Annotated in this window: 21 protein-coding genes; 13 read left to right on the top strand and 8 right to left on the bottom strand. The window is 66.1% G+C overall.

Features of this window, described 5'->3' with window-relative positions:
* The first annotated feature begins 123 nt into the window (after nucleotides 1-123).
* The 4 genes from PTE30175_RS03475 to PTE30175_RS03460 are packed head-to-tail and all read left to right on the top strand — an operon-like array spanning nucleotide 124 to nucleotide 4,356.
* Nucleotides 124-2,214 carry a 3-hydroxyacyl-CoA dehydrogenase NAD-binding domain-containing protein gene (locus PTE30175_RS03475; protein WP_150695644.1) on the top strand — a complete coding sequence of 697 codons (2,091 nt, stop codon included), beginning with the start codon at nucleotides 124-126 and terminating at the stop codon, nucleotides 2,212-2,214.
* Nucleotides 2,215-2,244: 30 nt separating this feature from the next.
* A complete protein-coding gene (gene pncA / locus PTE30175_RS03470; RefSeq protein WP_150695643.1) occupies nucleotides 2,245-2,850 on the top strand; it encodes a bifunctional nicotinamidase/pyrazinamidase in 606 nt (201 codons plus the stop codon).
* A gap of 25 nt (nucleotides 2,851-2,875) precedes the next feature.
* The gene (locus tag PTE30175_RS03465; protein WP_150695642.1) at nucleotides 2,876-3,316 is read left to right on the top strand and encodes a PaaI family thioesterase; all 441 of its coding nucleotides are present in this window, start codon (nucleotides 2,876-2,878) and stop codon (nucleotides 3,314-3,316) included.
* Between the two features lie 44 nt (nucleotides 3,317-3,360).
* A complete protein-coding gene (locus PTE30175_RS03460) occupies nucleotides 3,361-4,356 on the top strand; it encodes an NADP-dependent oxidoreductase (RefSeq protein ID WP_150695641.1) in 996 nt (331 codons plus the stop codon).
* 28 nt (nucleotides 4,357-4,384) lie between these two features.
* Here PTE30175_RS03460 and PTE30175_RS03455 read toward each other — a convergent pair whose 3' ends face one another.
* The 3 genes from PTE30175_RS03455 to ygfZ are packed head-to-tail and all read right to left on the bottom strand — an operon-like array spanning nucleotide 4,385 to nucleotide 6,591.
* Nucleotides 4,385-5,203 (bottom strand): NRDE family protein, encoded by an 819-nt coding sequence (locus tag PTE30175_RS03455; protein ID WP_150695640.1) that lies wholly within the window; start codon nucleotides 5,201-5,203, stop codon nucleotides 4,385-4,387.
* A complete protein-coding gene (locus PTE30175_RS03450; protein ID WP_150695639.1) occupies nucleotides 5,194-5,511 on the bottom strand; it encodes a DUF4936 family protein in 318 nt (105 codons plus the stop codon). Before PTE30175_RS03450 ends, PTE30175_RS03455 begins: the two co-directional genes overlap by 10 nt.
* A gap of 12 nt (nucleotides 5,512-5,523) precedes the next feature.
* Nucleotides 5,524-6,591 (bottom strand): CAF17-like 4Fe-4S cluster assembly/insertion protein YgfZ, encoded by a 1,068-nt coding sequence (gene ygfZ, locus PTE30175_RS03445; RefSeq protein ID WP_150695638.1) that lies wholly within the window; start codon nucleotides 6,589-6,591, stop codon nucleotides 5,524-5,526.
* Between the two features lie 163 nt (nucleotides 6,592-6,754).
* On the opposite strand from ygfZ, the gene mltG reads away from it, so the two are divergent.
* From mltG to PTE30175_RS03410, 7 genes are all read left to right on the top strand, one after another.
* Nucleotides 6,755-7,750, top strand: coding sequence for an endolytic transglycosylase MltG (mltG, locus tag PTE30175_RS03440; protein ID WP_150695637.1), 996 nt, complete (start codon nucleotides 6,755-6,757; stop codon nucleotides 7,748-7,750).
* Nucleotides 7,747-8,409 carry a dTMP kinase gene (tmk, locus tag PTE30175_RS03435; RefSeq protein WP_150695636.1) on the top strand — a complete coding sequence of 221 codons (663 nt, stop codon included), beginning with the start codon at nucleotides 7,747-7,749 and terminating at the stop codon, nucleotides 8,407-8,409. Before mltG ends, tmk begins: the two co-directional genes overlap by 4 nt.
* 20 nt (nucleotides 8,410-8,429) lie before the next feature.
* Nucleotides 8,430-9,467 carry a DNA polymerase III subunit delta' gene (holB, locus tag PTE30175_RS03430; RefSeq protein WP_150695635.1) on the top strand — a complete coding sequence of 346 codons (1,038 nt, stop codon included), beginning with the start codon at nucleotides 8,430-8,432 and terminating at the stop codon, nucleotides 9,465-9,467.
* Between the two features lie 7 nt (nucleotides 9,468-9,474).
* On the top strand, nucleotides 9,475-10,002 hold the full coding sequence (locus PTE30175_RS03425) for a GNAT family N-acetyltransferase (RefSeq protein ID WP_150695634.1): 528 nt from the start codon (nucleotides 9,475-9,477) through the stop codon (nucleotides 10,000-10,002).
* A 47-nt stretch (nucleotides 10,003-10,049) separates the two neighbouring features.
* The gene (locus PTE30175_RS03420) at nucleotides 10,050-10,829 is read left to right on the top strand and encodes a TatD family hydrolase (RefSeq protein ID WP_150695633.1); all 780 of its coding nucleotides are present in this window, start codon (nucleotides 10,050-10,052) and stop codon (nucleotides 10,827-10,829) included.
* Between the two features lie 76 nt (nucleotides 10,830-10,905).
* On the top strand, nucleotides 10,906-11,568 hold the full coding sequence (locus PTE30175_RS03415; RefSeq protein ID WP_150695632.1) for an ankyrin repeat domain-containing protein: 663 nt from the start codon (nucleotides 10,906-10,908) through the stop codon (nucleotides 11,566-11,568).
* Nucleotides 11,565-12,491, top strand: coding sequence for a cation diffusion facilitator family transporter (locus PTE30175_RS03410; RefSeq protein ID WP_224788578.1), 927 nt, complete (start codon nucleotides 11,565-11,567; stop codon nucleotides 12,489-12,491). The genes PTE30175_RS03415 and PTE30175_RS03410 overlap by 4 nt, the downstream gene beginning before the upstream one ends.
* A gap of 67 nt (nucleotides 12,492-12,558) precedes the next feature.
* Here PTE30175_RS03410 and PTE30175_RS03405 read toward each other — a convergent pair whose 3' ends face one another.
* From PTE30175_RS03405 to PTE30175_RS03390, 4 genes are all read right to left on the bottom strand, one after another.
* Nucleotides 12,559-13,350: a crotonase/enoyl-CoA hydratase family protein gene (locus PTE30175_RS03405; protein ID WP_150695631.1), complete on the bottom strand. Its 792-nt coding sequence runs from the start codon at nucleotides 13,348-13,350 to the stop codon at nucleotides 12,559-12,561.
* 22 nt (nucleotides 13,351-13,372) lie between these two features.
* Complete coding sequence (otsA, locus tag PTE30175_RS03400; protein ID WP_150695630.1) at nucleotides 13,373-14,794, bottom strand: alpha,alpha-trehalose-phosphate synthase (UDP-forming); 1,422 nt, start codon at nucleotides 14,792-14,794, stop codon at nucleotides 13,373-13,375.
* 77 nt (nucleotides 14,795-14,871) lie between these two features.
* Nucleotides 14,872-15,645, bottom strand: a complete 774-nt coding sequence (otsB, locus tag PTE30175_RS03395; RefSeq protein WP_150695629.1) for a trehalose-phosphatase — start codon at nucleotides 15,643-15,645, stop codon at nucleotides 14,872-14,874.
* Nucleotides 15,646-15,758: 113 nt separating this feature from the next.
* Nucleotides 15,759-16,073, bottom strand: coding sequence for a hypothetical protein (locus tag PTE30175_RS03390; RefSeq protein WP_150695628.1), 315 nt, complete (start codon nucleotides 16,071-16,073; stop codon nucleotides 15,759-15,761).
* Here PTE30175_RS03390 and PTE30175_RS03385 point away from each other — a divergent pair.
* Entirely contained in the window at nucleotides 16,072-17,214 is a 1,143-nt protein-coding gene (locus PTE30175_RS03385) for a PepSY-associated TM helix domain-containing protein (RefSeq protein WP_150695627.1), read from the top strand. The genes PTE30175_RS03390 and PTE30175_RS03385 overlap by 2 nt on opposite strands.
* A gap of 163 nt (nucleotides 17,215-17,377) precedes the next feature.
* Nucleotides 17,378-17,665 carry an acylphosphatase gene (locus tag PTE30175_RS03380; RefSeq protein ID WP_150695626.1) on the top strand — a complete coding sequence of 96 codons (288 nt, stop codon included), beginning with the start codon at nucleotides 17,378-17,380 and terminating at the stop codon, nucleotides 17,663-17,665.
* Nucleotides 17,666-17,674: 9 nt separating this feature from the next.
* Here the strand turns inward: PTE30175_RS03380 and PTE30175_RS03375 are convergent, their stop codons facing one another.
* Nucleotides 17,675-18,712, bottom strand: a complete 1,038-nt coding sequence (locus PTE30175_RS03375) for a fatty acid desaturase family protein (protein WP_150695625.1) — start codon at nucleotides 18,710-18,712, stop codon at nucleotides 17,675-17,677.
* Nucleotides 18,713-18,963: the final 251 nt, after the last annotated feature.

Genomic DNA, 18,963 nt, shown 5'->3' with positions numbered 1-18,963 from the left:
CCGCTGCGCTAGAATCGAACGATCGTCAGGCCGTGCCCCCATGTGCCCCCATGTGCCCGTATGCATCGCGGCAACCGGACCCCACGGCATCCCCCATCTGCTGAACGACAAGGAAAGAGAGACATGAGTACCGCGTATCAGGTGCGTGACGGCGTCGCCATCATCACCCTCGAGAACCCGCCCGTCAACGGGTTGGGCCACACCACGCGCGCCGGCATTGTCGACGGCCTGACGCAGGCGCAGGCCGATGCCCAGGTTCGTGCGATCGTGCTGATCGGCGGCGGCCGCGCGTTCTCGGGCGGTGCCGACATTCGCGAATTCAACACGCCGAAGGCAACCCAAAGCCCGCTGCTCGTCGACGTCATCGCCGCGCTCGAGACGTGTACGAAGCCGGTCGTGGCGGCGATCCACGCAGTGGCGATGGGCGGCGGCCTCGAACTGGCACTCGGTTGCCACTATCGGGTGGCGGTGCCGGGCGCACAGATTGCACTGCCGGAAGTCAAGCTCGGGCTTTTGCCCGGCGCCGGGGGCACGCAGCGCTTGCCGCGCGCAGTCGGACTGGTGCGCGCGCTCGACATGGTTGTCAGCGGCAAGGTGGTGAAGTCTGAGCAATTGGCCGATACGTCGCTGTTTGATCGCATGATCGATGGCGATTTGCTGACGGGCGCGCTGGCCTTTGCAGCGCAGGCGGCAAATTCGCCCGCGCCGTACCCGCGTCTGCGTGATCGCGCGCTCGACGATCCGCAGGGCAACGCGCAGCAGGTGATCGACGCGGCGCGCGAGCGCGTCATGCGTGAATCGGCGCATTTCCCGGCGCCGCAGAAGTGCGTCGCGTCGATCGAGGCCGCCCTGACGAAGTCGTTCGACGACGGGTTGAAGTTTGAACGCGAGTGTTTTGTCAGCCTGGTGCAATCGCCGGAATCCAGGGCGTTGCGCCACGCGTTCCTTGGCGAGCGCGCTGCGGCGAAGATTGCCGACGTCCCCGACGACACGCCGGTTCGCAAGATCGACCGCGTCGCCGTGATCGGCGCGGGAACCATGGGCGGCGGTATCGCGATGACATTTGCGAATGCGGGTTTGCCGGTCACGCTGGTCGACACGACACAAGCCGCGCTCGATCGCGGCCGGGAAGCCATTCGCGCGAATTACGCGCGCACCGTGTCGCGCGGCAAATTGGCTGCGGAGGAAGCCGAACGCCGCATGGTGCTGATTTCGGTGACGACGTCGTATGCCGATGTCGCGGCAGCCGACCTGATTGTCGAGGCGGTATTCGAGGATCTGGGCGTCAAGCAAACCGTATTCCGTGAACTCGACGCCGCCGCGAAGGCCGGCGCGATTCTGGCGTCGAACACGTCGACGCTGAATCTCGACACGTTGGCCGGCGTGACGAAGCGCCCGCAGGATGTCGTGGGCCTGCACTTCTTCAGTCCCGCCAACGTGATGAAGTTGCTCGAGGTGGTGCGCGGCGAAGCGACGGGCAAGGATGTGCTCGCGACCGTCATGAAGCTGGCCAAGCACATCGGCAAGCTGGCCGTGGTGGCGCGCGTGGGCGACGGCTTCATCGGCAACCGCATGCTGGAGCCGTACTTCAAGCAATCGCAATGGATGGTCGAGGAGGGTGCGACCCCCGAACAGATCGACACCGCCATCGAGCGCTTCGGCTTCGCGATGGGACCGTTCCGCATGAGCGACCTTGCGGGCAACGACGTGAGCTGGGCGATTCGCAAGCGTCGTCATGCCGAGCATCCGGGGCTCGATTACCCGCGCATTGCCGACGTCCTGTGCGAAGCCGGCCGCTTCGGCCAGAAGACCCAGGCGGGCTGGTATGACTATGCCGCCGGCGATCGCGCCCCGCAGCCGTCGCCGGCCGTCGTACAGATGATCGAAGACCACGCGCAGCAGCACGGCATCGCGCGACGCGCATTCTCCGACGAAGAGATTGTCGACCGCCTCGTCTACGCGCTGGTGAACGAAGGCGCGAAGGTCTTGGCCGAGGGGATTGCCGCGCGTGCCTCGGACATCGACATGGTCTATCTGAACGGCTACGGTTTTCCGCTGTGGCGTGGCGGCCCGATGCTGTACGCGGATATGACCGGCCTCGACAAGGTGCTGGCGCGCGTGCGCGAGTTTGCCGCGGGCAGTCACGGCGAAGCCTGGACACCCGCGCCGCGGCTGGTGGAACTCGCCGAGGCCGGCAAGCGGTTTACCGGGTAAGGACAAGACGCAGCGTGTCGGGAGTGGGCGATGAAAGCGATGGATGAAGTACTGCTCGTCATCGACGTGCAGAACGATTTTATGCCGGGTGGCGCGTTGGCCGTGCCGCATGGCGACGAAGTCGTGCCGGCGATCAACGCATTGGCCAGCCAGTTTGCGCACGTGGTGCTGACGCAGGATTGGCACCCGCCGCAACACGTATCGTTCGCCGAGCATCATGCGGGGCGGCAGCCGTTCGAAACGGTCATGTTGCCCTACGGCGAACAGGTGCTCTGGCCCACGCACTGCGTGCAGAACACCCAGGGCGCGGCGCTGCACGCCGCGTTGTCGATTCCGCACGCGCAGGCGATCGTGCGCAAGGGCTATCACCCGCAGGTCGACAGTTATTCGGCGTTTCTCGAAGCGGATCGCAAGACGCCGACCGGGCTCGCGGGATACCTGCGCGAGAAACATGTGCGGCGCGTCCACTGCGTGGGGCTGGCTACCGACTTTTGCGTGGCATGGAGCGCACTCGATGCCAAGGCGGCGGGGTTCGACGTGTGCGTTATTGAACAGGCCTGCCGCGCCATCGATCTGAACGGTTCTCTGGCGCGTGCGTGGACGGATCTCGCGGCGGCGGGTGTCGCGCGCGAATGAAAGCACGAAAGAAGGGAATCAGGGAATGAGCCATCCATCGATCCAATCGGGATTCATTGATCATCTCGGCATCGAATTGATTCGTGCCGCGGCCGGCGAGTCCGAACTTCGCCTGCCGCTAGCGGCCCATCACATGAACAGCTGGGAGGTCATGCACGGCGGCGTCACAATGTCGCTGCTCGACGTGGCGCTGAGCCTCGCGGGCCGCACTGCCTCGCCGGAAGGCAGCGGTGTCGTGACCGTGGAGATGAAAACCACGTTCATGCAGCCGGGGCAGGGCGAAATGCGCGCGTTCGGTCGCGTCCTGCACCGCACGACCACGATGGTGTACTGCGAGGGCGAGGTGCGCGACGCGCAAGACAAGCTGGTCGCCAAGGCGATGGGCACGTTCAAGTATCTGCGCCGGCTCGCCGTCGGCCGTGAAGTGCGGCAGCAACGCCCGCGCGTCGCGCCGCCGGGCGATTGATGCTTGATCGCCTACCCTCATCATTTCCCGGGAGAGAACCTGTCATGACCGTAAACCGTCAGATCCTGCTGGTGTCGCGCCCGAAAGGCGCCGCCACACTCGATAATTTTCAACTGGCAGCACCGGAGGTGCCGGCCCTCGGCGACGGCCAGGTGCTGGTGCGCAATCATTATCTGTCGCTCGATCCCTATATGCGGGGGCGCATGAACGACACGAAGTCGTATGCGCCGCCCCAGCCGGTCGATACCGTCATGATCGGCGCCACGGTCGGGGAAATCGTCGAATCGCTGAATCCGGACTGGCCCGTCGGCACCAAGGTCGCCGCCATGTTCGGCTGGCAGGAGTACGGCATTTCCGATGGGTCCGACCTGCGCCGGATTGGCGATGCGCGGCTGCCGCTGTCCGTGTATCTCGGGGCGGCGGGCATGCCGGGCGTCACTGCCTGGTATGGCCTGAACAAGATCATTGCGCCGAAGGCAGGCGAGACGGTTGTCGTCAGCGCAGCCTCCGGTGCGGTCGGGAGCGTGGCGGGCCAATTGGCCAAGCGCGCCGGCTGCCGCGTTGTCGGCATCGCCGGCGGTCCGGAGAAATGTGCGTACGTCGTCGACACGCTCGGCTTCGACGCTTGCGTCGACTACAAGGCCGGCCGGCTCGACGAGGACCTCAAGGCAGCACTGCCGAACGGCGCGGATGGATACTTCGAGAATGTCGGCGGCGCGGTCCTGGACGCGGTCCTTCGCCGCATGAACGCGCACGGGCGCATTGCCCTGTGCGGCATGATCGCCGGCTACGAAGGCGCGCCGGTGCCGTTGCAGGCGCCCGGGTTGCTCCTGACGCAGCGCTTGCTCGTGCAGGGGTTCATCGTCACCGAGCATCTCGAAGTGTGGCCCGAAGCCCTGGGGGCGCTCGCCCAGGCGTTGGCGTCGGGCGAGTTGCGGTATCGCGAAACGATCAGCCAGGGGATCGAAAGTGCGCCGGCGGCATTCCTCGGCCTGCTGCGCGGCGAGAATTTCGGAAAGCAGGTGGTTCGTCTGATCTAGGGCCTGTTCACACGAATGACCGGACCGTCTATTTGACGGGCGACGCCATGCGTTCCACGGCAAACGAATAACGCCGACGAATGCCTGGCGTGTGCGGATTCTGGCCGGGGCTGACAGTGGCTTCGATCGCCGTGACCGAACCGTCGCGCGAAAATCGCAACAACGTCGTGCAGCGCGTGCCGTACGCGGGCGAAGCGATGAACGCCGACGACAACGTGCGCTCCCAGGCATGCGGCACGCCGGTGTCCGGCAAACGGTCGTCGGCCGCCGGCGTCGCGTCCCGCATCAGATCGAGCAGCGTGTCGTCGCCGGCATTGTCATGCAGGGCGGCGGCCAGTGCGTCGCGGCGGCTCACGAGCTTCGGCCAAGGCGTATCGAGCAGCGCATTCGACAGGCCATGCACGCCCGGCGTCACGCGATGAAAGCGATGCACCGCTTGCGCGCCGTTTTCCCGATTGCCCAGCCAGAACAAGTCGCCGGCGGGCAAGTCCCCGGCCACCAGGTTGAATCCGGCGTATTCGTGCGCATGGTTTTCCACACGCCGAAGGTCTGCATCGAACGGTGTCGCGTCGAGCATGGCGGAGACGAGCAGGCCGCGCGACGGGGTGTCCTTCGGCGCCATCGGTGCACGGCCGTCGCGAAAGTTCGTCAGGGCTGCGAAGCGTCCTGCGCGCGTGATGCCCATCCAGGTTCCACCGCCGCGCAGATCGCGTCCGGCGAGGACATCCGGCCGATCGGCCCACCACTGCATCGGCTCCGCGGGTCGCTCGAAGAATTCGTCGCGATTGGCAAGCAGCACCAGCGGCGTGTCGTGTTCCGGCCGCCACGCAAATACGATCAGGCACATGGGCTATCCGTGGCCGCCGGTGCGGCGGCGAAACATTCGAGATGGCGCGGGCCGGCCGTCAAACCGTCGAATCCGGCGGCTGCGACCCAGGCGTCCAGACGCGCCGCGAAGCCGGGCGGTACGTCGTCGTATCGCTCCATCCAGGTGGCCGGCGCCTGTTCGGGCACGCCGTCGGCGGCGCCGCAGCGCCACTGCAATTCGCCGCGCACGCCCGTCTCCAGCACGACGGCCGCAAACAGGCGCGTCACCGCTGCGCGCGCGTTGGGAGTGTGTTCAGGCGCAACGCGGTAGTAGACGTAACAATCCATGCGCGGCGGCACTCAGGACGTGGTTTCGGTCGGATCGAACAGCACGTAGGGCAGCTCGGCAAACTGCAGGCGGGGCCCTTCGGCGGTGCCGAGATGGACGGCATCCGCCTCGTGGGCCGTGAGTTTGAGCTCGACAAGGCAGTCCCAGCCGCCTTGCGGCGCCGGCGCGGTGTTCACGATCAGGCCGCAGGGCTGACCGGGATCGGCCGCTTCGAAGAGTTCCCGCCCGGGTGCCGGTTGTCCGCCGTCGAGATGTGCGAGGAACAGGCGGCGCTTGATGACGCCCCGATACTGGCTGCGCGCCACGACTTCCTGTCCCGGATAGCAGCCCTTGCGGAAGTTCACGCCGCCAAGGACTTCCCAGTTGATCATCTGCGGCACGAACTGCTCTTGCGTCGCCGCCACGATCGACGGTACGCCGCTACGCACGTCGAGCCAGTGAGCCAATTCCGGTTGGACCGCGACCAGGCCGGGGGCGGCCAGCAGCGCTTGCCACGCGGCCGCCGCGGCATCTGCCGGCACGCTCCAGAGATAGCGCGGCAGGGTACGCGCGTCGCCCGCATCGGGCAAACGTACCAGGCTGCCGCCGGCATCGTGCACGACGGCCAGCGGAACCGTGGGCAATGCCGCGAAATGCTGCGCCAGGACGTGGGTGGCTGCCGGTCCGCCGACGGCGATCAGCATACGCTCGGCCGTGCCGTCGGTCAGTTTCGCCCTGGCGCGCAATACGAACATGGACAACCGCTTCTGGACGGCTGACTGTACGTCGGCCGCGCACACGAGCGAGATTTGCGTGTCGTCCTGCACGGGGTTGCGCCATGCAAGAAACGTGGCCAGCAGGCGGCCCTTCGCGGAGCAGTAGCCCGCGAGCCGCGCCATGTCGGCCGGCAGGCGCTCGATGTCGCTGGTCAGTTGGTTGTGCAGGAAATCCGCGGCGTCGGCGCCGCTGACCGTGATCAGGCCCGCGTCGGCCAGGACCGAGGCGAAGCTGCCTGTCTGCAGCGCGGCAAATTGCTCGGCGGGCGTGGCAGGGGTCGCGGCGGGCAGGGAAGACAAAAGTTCGCGCCAATGGGAATTCATAAAGGAATGCGCCTGTCAATCTGTGAGGGTTCTGCGAGTCCAAGTATTATATGGGCTCTGGCGCACGGACGTGCGGATCACCCCACCCGGTAGCGCGCTTGCCTGCCGCATGCCGTTGGACGGCCCGGGCGTGCAGGCGCCGTCTCGTCTACTTATCTCTTGCATGTCTGTTATCAAACGTCTGATTCTGCTCCTCGTCGTCGTCGCGCTTGCGGCCGGCGGCGCCATGTACCATTGGGCGAATGCCCCGATGACGCTGGCCCAGCCCGCGCTCGACGTCACGATCAAGCCGTACAGCTCGGTGCGCAGCGTGGCGGTGCAGTTGCGCGCCGGCGGCGTGCCCGTGCACCCGCTCTTGTTCAATCTGCTGGCGCGCGTGATGGACGTCGGCACCAAGCTCAAGTCGGGCAACTATGAATTCGCCACGGGCATTTCGCCCTATGAACTCATGCAAAAGCTCGCGCGCGGCGACGTCAACCAGTATGTCGTCAGCGTGATCGAGGGCTGGACCTTCAAGAAGATGCGCGCGGAAATCGACGCCAATCCGGCGCTCAAGCATGACACCTCCGGATTGCCCGATGCCGACCTGATGCAGTTGATCGGCGCCGACCGGGCCGAAGCCGAGGGCATGTTTTTCCCGGATACGTACCTGTTTCCCAAGGGATCGAGCGACGTCGAGGTGTACAAACGCGCTTATCGCCTGATGCAGCGCCGGCTCAACGAAGCCTGGGCGTCGCGCGCGGCCGGGCTGCCGTACAATTCGCCGTACGAGGCGCTGATCATGGCATCGCTCGTCGAAAAGGAGACGGGCCAGGCGGATGAACGTTCGCAAGTCGCGGCGGTGTTCGTCAACCGCCTGCGCAAGCGCATGTTGCTGCAGACGGACCCGACCGTCATTTACGGCATGGGCGATCTCTATACCGGCCGCATCCGACGCCGCGATCTCACCACGGACACGCCGTACAACACTTATACCCGGCCGGGATTGCCGCCCACGCCGATCGCGCTGCCGGGTGCGGCATCGCTTGCGGCTTCGCTCAATCCGGCGCAGTCCGATGCGCTGTATTTCGTGGCGCGCGGCGACGGGACCAGCCATTTTTCGGCCAATCTGCAGGAGCATAATCGCGCCGTGGACAAATACCAGCGAGGTGAGCAATGACGCATGACACGAGCACGCATGCGGTCGTGCCGGGCAAATTCGTGACGTTCGAGGGCATTGACGGCGCGGGCAAGAGCACGCACGTCAACGCTTTCGTCGAGGCATTGCGCGACCGTCTCGCACCCCTTGGCCGGCAGGTTGTCGGCACGCGCGAACCGGGCGGCACGCCGCTCGGCGAGAAACTTCGCGCGCTCGTGCTCGAGGCGCCGATGGACCTCGAGACGGAAGCGCTGCTGATGTTCGCCGGCCGCCGCGAGCATTTGGCGCGCGTGATCGAGCCGGCCCTGCAGCGCGGCGATTGGGTCGTCTCTGACCGGTTTACGGACGCGACGTTTGCGTATCAGGGCGGCGGTCGCGGTCTGTCGCTCGACAAGCTGACGACGCTCGAACGCTGGGTGCAGGGCACGCGCCAACCCGATCTGACGGTGCTGTTCGATCTGGCCCCCGAAGTCGCCGCGCGGCGACTGGCCGGGGCGCGCGCGCCGGACAAGTTCGAGCGCGAATCGATTGATTTCTTCACGCGTGTGCGCAACGAGTACCTGCGCCGCGCCGCCGAGATGCCGGGCCGTTTCGTGGTGATCGACGCCGAGCAGACTGTCGAGGCGATTGCCGCGCAACTCGCCGGCGTGCTGGCCGCGCTCGAACTCCCGCGCGCATGACACTGGACCAGGAGCTCTGCATGCTGTATCCGTGGCAATCCCGCGACTGGTCGCAATTGACCGATTTGCGTGCGCAGATGCCGCACGCGCTGTTGCTCCAGGCGGTGCCGGGCATCGGCGAGATCGCGCTTGCCCGCCGTTTCGCGCAGGGCCTGCTGTGCGAGACCGCCCGTGACGACCTCCAACCGTGTGGCGGCTGCAGCGCTTGCCAATGGTTCGAGAGCGGCAATCACCCCGATTTTCGGCTGGTGTGTCCGGAAGCCCTGGCCGAGCCCGTCCCCGGCGACGCGAAGGCGGAGAGCGAGAGCGAGAAGAAAAGCAAGACGCCGAGCAAGGAAATCAAGATCGAGCAGGTGCGCGAATTGATCGACTTCGCAAGCCTGGGCAGTCATCGGCAGGGCCGGCGCGTCGTGTTGCTGTATCCCGCCGAATCGCTCAACATCCACGCCGCCAACGCGCTGCTCAAGACGCTGGAAGAGCCGCCGGAGGGGGTCGTCTTCATTCTCGTGACGACACAGCCGGACCGGCTTCTGCCGACGATTCTGAGCCGATGCCGCCGCCTCGTGCTCACGCGCCCCGACGCGGGGGCCGCGGCGAAATGGTTGATGGCCGATGGCGGACTCGACAAGGCCACGGCAATGGCCTCGCTCGCGGAAGCCGGGGGCGCGCCGCTTGCTGCGCGAGCGCTGGCCGAACCCGAGGAGCGCGGCTGGCGCGACTGGCTGATCGGCCAGTTGGCCGGCGGCGGGACGCTGGATGCGTTCGTCTGCGCCGAGCAACTGCACAAGGGCAGCTTGCCCGGCATACTCGACACGTTGCAGCGCTGGTGTTTCGACGTTCTGGCCGATCGCATGACCGGCGCAGTGCGCTTCTATCCCGGCTACGCGGACGCCCTGCGCCGCTGCGGCAACGCCACGGATGACGTCCGCCTGCTCGGGTTCCTGCGCGAACTCGCGCAGCAGCGCCAGGTGCAGAATCATCCGCTCAATACGCGTGTGCTGCTCGAAGCGCTGTTCCTGCAATACAAGCAACTCTTTACCGCCGCCCCCGCGGCTTGACCGTTCCATGACTTTCGATCCTGCCTTGCTGTCGCTGCGCGACGCCACCCTCGACGATTTGCCCGGCATCGTCGCCATCTACAACAGCACCGTGGCCTCGCGCCAGGTGACGGCTGATCTCGACCCGATTCCGGTCGACAGCCGCGTCGCATGGTTCCATGCGCATCAGCCCAAGACCCGTCCGCTGTGGGTCGTCGAGCACAATGGCGTGATGCTCGGTTGGTTGAGCCTGTCGGATTTCTATGGACGCCCGGCGTATCATCGTACGGCCGAGGTCAGTATCTATCTCAGCGAAGCCGCGCGCGGCAAGGGCCTGGGGCGCTATCTGCTACAGCAGTTGATCGCGCGCGCGCCGGGGTTCGGCGTGCGCACGCTGCTCGGATTCATTTTCGGTCACAATGAAGCCAGCCTGCGGCTGTTCAGCGCGTTCGGGTTCGCGCGCTGGGGCGATCTGCCGGGCGTCGCGGAACTCGACGGCGTCGAGCGTGACCTCATCATCGTCGGGCTGCGCCTGCCCGACGGGGTTCCCGCCTGAGCGTCCGCGTACGTAACCGCACGCGCTTTCCCGACCGTCATCGCGCCATGTTCATCGATTCTCACTGCCATATCAATTTTCCGGAGCTGGCCGGGCAGATGCCCGATCTGCTCGCGAAAATGCGCGACAACCAGGTCAGCCACGCCCTGTGCGTGTCCGTCGACCTGCCGACGCTGCCCGACGTGCTCGCGATTGCCGCGGCGCACGACAATATCTACGCCTCCGTCGGGGTGCATCCCGACTACGAAGACACGCCGGAACCGTCCGTCGACGATCTCGTGCGCCTCGCCGCCGCCCCGAAAGTCGTGGCCATCGGCGAAACCGGCCTCGACTATTACCGGCTCGAAGGCCGGTCGATCGAGGACATGGAATGGCAACGCGAACGTTTTCGACGCCACATCCAGGCCTCGCGCGTGACGCGCAAGCCGTTGATCGTCCATACGCGCGCTTCCGCCGACGATACCCTGCGCCTCATGCGTGAGGAAAACGCGGCGGACGTGGGCGGTGTCATGCACTGCTTCACGGAAAGCTGGGCGGTAGCGCAGGCTGCGCTGGCCGAGAACTTCTATATCTCGTTCTCGGGGATCGTCACCTTCAAGAGTGCACGCGAACTGCAGGACGTCGCCCGTCGCGTGCCGCTCGAGCGCATGCTGATCGAAACCGATTCCCCGTATCTGGCGCCGGTGCCGTATCGCGGCAAGATGAACCAGCCCGGTTATGTGCGCCACGTGGGCGAGTTCATTGCGCAACTGCGCGGCGAATCGGTCGAGACGATCGCGCAGGCCACGACCGAGAACTTCTTCCGGCTTTTTCCCGGCATCGCGTGAACATGCGCTGAGTTGCCGTGCGGTTGCCGCCGCATCCGATTTTCCGATTTGCTTGGACGATGAACAGGAGTCTTCAATGCGAAACCTTCCGATCCGCGCGTGGTTGATGGCGAGTGTGCTGTTTCTGACCGCATGCGCGTCTGCGGCCACCTCGCGCGATGCGCTGGTCAAGGCGGTCATATTCAACGACGTCAAGGCGGTGCAGTCTGCGCTGACGGCGGGGCGTGACCCCAATACGCTCGATGCGAAGGGCGATCCGCTGCTGGTGATCGCGATGCGCGAGAAGGCCGTCGACGTAGCCAGGCTGCTGATCAACGACCCGAGGACGGATCTGGAAGCGACCAACAAGTCCGGCGAGAACGCAATGATGCTCGCGGCGCTGCAAGGGCTCACGCCGATGGTGCGCTTGCTCATCGACCACGACGCCGAAGTCAACAAACACGGCTGGGCGCCGCTGCATTACGCCGCGACCAACGGGCACGACGACGTGGTGCAGTTGCTCGTCGATCATTCCGCATATATCGATGCCGAATCGCCGAATGGCACGACGCCGCTGATGATGGCCGCGCGCGGCGGGCACATCACGACGTGCAAGGTGCTGCTCGACGGCGGTGCGGATGTGCGGCTCAAGAATCAATTGGGCATGACAGCCATCGACTTCGCCGCGCGGGCCAATCAGAAGGAAATCGCCGATGGCCTCCGGTCGCGACTGGAGAAGATGCAGGCGGGCGCGAAGTGAGCCACGATCACGGCCACGACGGGCATCACCATCATCATGCCGCGCCGGGCAGCGGCACGCCGATGCGGATGTTTGCGTGGGGTGTCGGGCTGAACCTGACGTTCGTTGTCATTGAAGGCGGCATCGGGTGGCGGGTCGATTCGCTCGCATTGCTGGCGGACGCCAGCCACAATTTCGGGGACGTCCTTGGCTTGCTGCTGGCGTGGGGCGCGGCGGCGCTCGCGCAACGCCGGGCCACGCCGCGCTATACCTACGGATGGCGCAGCGCCACAATCCTCGCGGCGCTCGGCAACGCGCTGCTGTTGCTCGCGGCGATTGCCGGCATCTTCTGGGGCGCCGCCCAGCGGTTCCGCGCGCCGGTATTGCCGCCGGGCGCCGTCGTGATCTGGGTCGCGCTGGCCGGGGTGGTCATCAACGGCGTTACCGCCTGGCTGTTCTTCGGCGGCCGCCGGCATGACCTGAATGTGCGCGGCGCCTATCTGCACATGCTGGCCGATGCCGGCGTGTCGGTGGCCGTTGCGCTCGCCGGCGCAGGCATGCTGTGGCTCGGCTGGCGCTGGCTCGACCCGGCCATCAGCGTGGCCGTGGCGGTGGTCATCTTCGTGGGGACCTGGGCATTGCTGCGCGACTCGGTCGCGATGGCGCTGCAGGCCGTGCCGAACAACATCGATGCTGCGGCCGTGCACGCATTCCTGACCGGGCAGCCCGGGGTCACCGGGATTCATGATCTCCACATCTGGGCGATGAGCACGACTGAAACGGCCATGACGGCGCATCTGCTCATGCGCGACGGACATCCGGGGGACGGTTTCCTTCAAGAGACGGCAGCGGCCATCGGGGTACGCTTCGGCATCGGGCACGTGACACTGCAAATCGAGACGGGGGACTCCGAGACCATCTGCGCCCTGACACGTCCGCACTGATGCCGCCGCGCCGGGCGCCTTCGTATCGGGGCGTGCGCCGCACGGATCAAGCGCCGGCCGCTACGCGTCAGTCCTTGGGGGCGCCGTGCCGCCCGGCGCCCCGCACGAACGCCCGGGCGCCGTCCAATCCCTCCGACAGCACAACGCCGTGACCCGCCGCACCTTCGCGGCGCAGTGCCTCGTCGATCGGCAGGTCCCATTGCGCATACGCCGCGCGGCGGTCGGCGAGCATCGCCCCCTGCGGCAGGGCAGCCAGTTGTCTGGCAAGCGCTTCGGCGCTTTGACGCGCCATCCCTTCCGGCACCAGGCGATTGACCAGACCGATCTCGAACGCTTCCTGCGCACCGACGGCACGGCCGGTCAGAATCAGGTCGAGCGCGCGGCTCATGCCGATCAGGCGGGGCAGGCGTATCGTGCCGCCGTCGATCAGCGGCACGCCGAAGCGCCGGCAGAACACCCCGAAGATGGCGGACACGTCAGCCACGCGCAGATCGCACCACAGCGCCAGTTCGAGTCCCCCGGCAACCGCATGGCCGGAGATGGCGGCAATGACCGGTTTGGTCAGATGCCGGCGCGTGGGGCCCATCGGTCCCGCGCCGCTGCCGTCGGGCGTCAGTTCGTTGCGGCGCGCGGGATCGTCGAACGCGGACAGGTCCGCGCCCGCGCAGAAGGTTGAACCTTTGCCGCAGAGCACCGCGACGGCCAGGGTGTCGTCCTGCTCGAAGCGCTCGAACGCCGTGCGCAACGACGTCGCGACCTCGCGATCGACCGCGTTGCGGCGCGCGGGGCGGGCCAGGGTGATGATGCAGACCGGTCCGTCGGTCTCGACGTCGACAAATGGCAGAGGGGCGTGCGGCATGGCAACCTCCCGAGGGCAGGGCTTACGCGGCGGCGGCCGGCGCGCTGCGCAGGAGCGCCGGCAGCGGCAACGCGGCCGGCTCGCGCAGGTCGTGGATGAATCGGTCCCGCCAAACCGACAGATTGTGTTCTCGCAATTGCGCCATCATCGTCGTGTAACGCGACTGACGTTCGGAAAGCGACATGTTGAGCGCATTGCGCAATGCTTCAGCCATGCCGTCCAGGTCGTACGGATTGACGATCAGGGCACCGGTGAGTTCATGGGCCGCGCCCGCGAAGCACGACAGCACCAACACGCCCGGGTCCGCTGGATCCTGCGAGGCGACGTATTCTTTCGCCACGAGGTTCATGCCGTCGCGTAACGGCGTGACGTAGCCGACTTGCGAGGAACGGAACAGCGACATCAGCACTTCGTGATCGTACCGCTTGTTGATGTAGCGCAGGGGCGTCCAGGCCAAATCGGAGAAGCGGCCGTTGATGTGACCCGCCTCGGCCTCGAGCTGTAGACGAATCTCGCCATATCCGGCGACGTCCGAGCGGCTCGGCGGGGCGACCTGAACGAAACTGACGGTGCCCTGCTGGTTCGGCCACAACTCAAGCAAGCGCTCGAACGCCCGGAAGCGCTCCAGCATCCCCTTCGAATAGTCGAGACGGTCCACGCTCATGATGAGCTTGCGTTCCTGCAGCCCCTGCTTGAGGTCGAGGATGTGCTTCATGTTGGCGCGGGCGACCGACTGCGCCTGGATTTCGTCGGGGTAGATGCCGATCGGGTAGACGCCGGTGCGCAATGTCCTGCCGTAAGCGGTGACATTCCCGTCGCCGGCCAGCGTGCCGTCTGCATGGCGCACGATGTAGTCCGTGAACGCCGTGCGGTCGGTCTCCGTCTGGAAGCCGACGAGATCGTATTCGCACATGGCGCGCACCAGCGCTTCATGGGGCGGCACGGTCATCAGCACCTGCGGCGACGGAAACGGGATATGCAGAAAGAAGCCGATCCGGTGTTTCACGCCGATCTGGCGGCACGCCTGGGCGAACGGCAGAAGATGGTAGTCGTGGACCCAGACCAGATCGTCTGCGGCCAACAGCGGCGCGAGCATCGACGCGAAGCGGGCGTTGACGTGGCGATAGCCATTGTATTCGTCGCGCTGGAAGCGGGTCAGATCGTCCCGGTAATGGAACGTCGGCCATAGCGTGGCGTTGGCGAACCCCCGGTAGTAGGTGTTGTACTCGCGGCGCGTGAGCGGCACGGTGGCGAACGTCACCTTGCGACGATGCGTGATGGTCGGCTCGCTCGGCACATCGGCGGCAATCTCGCCGTTCCAGCCGAACCACATGCCGCCGGCGTCCTTGAGCGCGTCGAACACGCCGACCGCCAGGCCGCCTGCGGTAGGCTTGCCTTCGGTAATGGGGGCGACCCGGTTCGAAACGATAACCAAACGACTCATGCCTTTTCTCCCGTGTTGTCCGGCCATGCCACGCCCGGCGGGCCAGGCGCGACCGCAGGGGACCGCGTTCGTCATGGCTATTGCAACGTCAACAGCCACGTCGTCAGCGCGCCGGGCGAGGGCAGCCGGTGCCGGGCGCAGGTCTGCCCATCGCCGATCTTGATCGTGATGCCGCCGGCCTCGTTGACCCGCGCAAAACCCGTTTCGTCAGTGAGATCGTCGCCGACGAACAACGGCGTGCGTCCTGCGAAGGGCGCCTCGCCCATCAGGGTGACGATCGCGCCGCCCTTGCTCACACCGCGCGGACGCAACTCGAACACCAGCTTGCCGGGCTGCAACGCGAACGCGTGCGCGTGCTGATCGGCCAGCGCGCGCATCGTGTCACGCACCACATTGGCCAACTCGGGCGCGCCACGATAGTGCAATGCCAGCGCGCTGCCCTTGTTCTCCATCAGCAGGCCCGGGTGCTGGTCGATTAACGCCTGCAGCACGGCGGCCATGTCTGCTACCTGTGCCGTGTCGGCCATGCGCGAGGCCGAGTGCGTGACGACGCCGGCGGCGTTGCGGATCTCCGCGCCGTGCAGTCCGGCGACGGCGACGACAAGCGGCGCCAGGATATGGTCCACGTCGACGATCGCGCGGCCCGAGATCACGGCCATCGCGCGCCCGCTGTGTTTGGCCAGTGCGGCGAGTGCACACGCGGTATCCGGTTGGAGGCGCACCTCGTCAGGCGTCGGTGCCAGATCGGCGAGCGTGCCGTCCAGGTCGAAAAAGAACGCCGTCGTGGCGACCGGGATATCGATGTCAAAAGGGGTGGAGGCACCCTGCGTGGCGCTTGTATTCACTTCCATGAGGCTCCGTCGCCGGCGGCGATCTTGCCGTGTCAATCGCCCCGCCGGAACATGGGGCGCCCCTTCGGGGAGCGGCACGGCAAACCCGATGAGTGGGCGCGCATGGCGCCAGACTAATGCGTGTTTCCTCCATCGTAGCGGCGTTGCGGTGCGTTGACCGTCGGGCTCACGATGATTTGCGTGTCGGAAAGCACCGACAGACCTCGGCGGCGCGGCCAACCCCTGCTCATAGAAATATAGATGCCGTCGCGGGCAACGGCGTAAATATCGCCGCGTGCGGGCCGGCGCAGGCAGGCGGAGGGCCGAAATTGGCGGTTCGCACTGTTTCGCACTGTTTCGCGCTGTTTTGCGCTGTTTTTGTTATCGTGCTGATATTGAATATGAGAATCATTTGCATTAAGATGCCGTGTTGCTTGGGAATTTGCCATGAGAAAACTGTGGTCACGATTGCACTGGTTCGTCGGTATCACGGCGGGACTGGTGTTGGCGGTGGTCGGTCTGACCGGCGCGTTGCTGTCCTACGAAGACGCGTTGACGAAACGCTTCAGTCCGGGCGTGATGACGGTGCCGGTGCGGGACGCTGCGCCTTTACCGCCCGCCGGGATCTATGCGCGCGTGCAAGCGGCCGAGCCGGGACGCCGGATTCTGTTCATGGGGCTGTCGCCGGCGCCGGGCGACGCCGTATCCGTGCGTCTGTCCATGGGCGACAGTCCGCGCGGCGAGGAGTACTTCGTCGATCCGTACACGGGCAAGCTGCTCGGGCAATCGGCGGCGGCGGACGTCTTTCTGTTCATCAGGCGCGTGCACCGTTGGCTGGCGGTCGAAGGCATCGGCAAACAGATCACCGGCATATCGGTGCTGTTGCTGATCGGCATGGCGTTGACCGGGCTGTATCTGCGCTGGCCGCGCCGCCCCGGAAACTGGCGTGCCTGGTTTCACATCGATTTCAAACGCACCGGCCGAAGTTTCCTGTGGAATCTTCACGCGGTGATCGGCACGATCGTGCTGGTACCCTATCTGATGTCTTCCTTCACCGGGCTGTATTGGTCGTATGACTGGTATCGCAGCGCCATGTTCAGTCTGGCCGGCGTGCCGGAGCCCGCGCGCGCCAAACCGGCGGCCAAACCTGCCGGCGAGGAACGCCACGGCGAAAAGCGCGCGCCGCTGGCCGCGCCGAACCTCACGGCGGCGTGGGATGTCTTTACGCAAGCCGTGCCCGCCTACGAGAAGGCCTCCGTGCGAATGCCCGAACGTCCCGGTGCGCCGCTGCAGATCACCTATCTGGACGCCGGCGCCTCGCATGATCGCGCGTTTGACCGCATGAACGTCGATGCGCAAAGCGGGGCGATCGTCTCGCGCGAGTTGTACGCGCAGAAGTCCGACGGCGGCAAGTTCATGATGAACGTCTCCGCCTTGCATCGCGGGAGCTTCTTCGGCCAGCCGGGGATCATCATCATGGGCCTCTCGAGCCTGACGATGCCGTTGTTCGCGATCACGGGCTGGATGCTTTATCTCGACCGCCGCAAGAAGAAGCGCCAGGCGCCGGCAAGCCGCGCGCTGCAGTCGTGAGCGTTGCCGGGCAGACAGCGCGGCTCGCCGTTGCGTGCACGACGCTGGGCCGCGAAGCGCTGGACGATCTGGTTGAGGGTGGACGCTACCGTCGCGACATATACTGATGTCAAATGCGTGGCGAGATACGTGCCACGCCTTCGGTCACGACGGGAGCGCTGAGATGGCGACGTGGCAAATCGTGGTACGCGGACAGGTACAGGGCGTTGGGTATCGCGCGGCGTGTGTGGCGGCAGCCCGTGAGATTGGTGTCGTCGGCTGGGTGCGCAATTGCCGTGACGGCTCGGTCGAGGTGCTCGCACAAGGCGAGCCGGGCCAGTTGCTGGCCATGTGCGACTGGATGCGGCACGGGCCGCCGGGGGCGCGCGTCAGCGAATGCTCGGTCGACGAAGCCATGTTCACCAAGACCATTTTCACGCGCTTTGAGCAGCGCATGCCGGACGTGTTCTGACGCCTCGACTCAGGATCGGCTTGGCGGACGATGGGCCATGACCGGGCCGCCAAATTGGCGGATGGCCGCCTGGAAATAGGGGATCTGCGGCCCCGGCGTGGGATGCGCGGCAGCGATGGCCGGCAGCGTATGCCATGGCGCCGTCGGATACAGATGATGCACGCGGTGCAGGTTCTGATTGAGCAGCAGCGCCCGTCCGACGGACGACGTGCGGAAGTTGCGCGCACGTGCCGGTTCGTCGAGGGCCACGCCGTAGTGCGGCAGGTTATCGGCGATCGATAGCCAGATGCCGCGCGCGGCGAGCGAGCACGCGAAGACCGGCCACCACGGTCCATAGGCCCAGACAGCGAGCGCGACGCACAGCAGTGTGATCGCGAAGTCGCGGCGGATGCGTTTGCGGCGTGCCGGATCGCCGACGAACGTGACGACGCGCCGGCGCACTGCGTCGTCTTCCGGCGCGCGGCCCATCGCGCGTTCCGCGAGCTGCGGCAGATGGCGCACGGGCACCCACGCGAGCAGGGGGGCAACAAGCTCGGTGACCCACATTCCCCCAAGCAGGCGCATCTGATAGTTGAGCCACGCCACCGCATGGCTGCCGCGATGATCGGCCGGAAGGACGTCGGGCCGGTCAAACGGCTGGCGCGTAAAGCGGTGATGCAGCAGATGCCCGAAACGCATGATGTCGTAGGGAAGCGCCAGCAGCACCGACAACGCTCGCCCTGCGGCTTCGTTTGCCTTGGCAGCCGGGCGCAGTTGCCCGTGAATCGATTCGTGTATCAGACCCCAGTGCATCGGCGTGAGCAGCAGTACCGGCAAGAGCGTCCAGGCCGCCGCGCCGCCGAACGCGTCCAGCATGAACGGCAGGCCGAACCATTGCCAAAGGCCGGCGGCGGCGACGAGTCCGATAAGCCAGCGGTTTAGCCGCAATGGCTGCGTACGGCGCAGGGACGCCGGCGCGTGCGCCGTTGCCAGCGCCGTTGGTCCGGTCGACAGCGGCGCAAGTTCGGTGATCAGGTCGGCACACTGGGGCTCGGCGGGGTGCGGCATAAGGTCTCCGGTGGCGATCGCCCGGGACAACGGGCGTACAGCAACAAATGGGCCAGCTTATGACGTTTTCGAGTCGCCAATATGTCATCGGGCTGCTGCCGGCGCGGTGCGCCGCGCGCCGAGAATCGCGCGCAACGACGCGCAATATCGGTAAGGTGATGCATAATCATCGGGCGTTGTTCGCCGCTGATCGTCGAGGTGAGTCGAGACTGTGTCCTTGAAATGCCGGCATCCCGGCAGTCCGGTCAGGA

Source organism: Pandoraea terrae (assembly GCF_902459695.1).
Classification (GTDB): Bacteria; Pseudomonadota; Gammaproteobacteria; order Burkholderiales; family Burkholderiaceae; genus Pandoraea; species Pandoraea terrae.
Note: the sequence above shows the minus strand (reverse complement) of the source record. Positions and strands in the feature narration are given on the sequence as shown.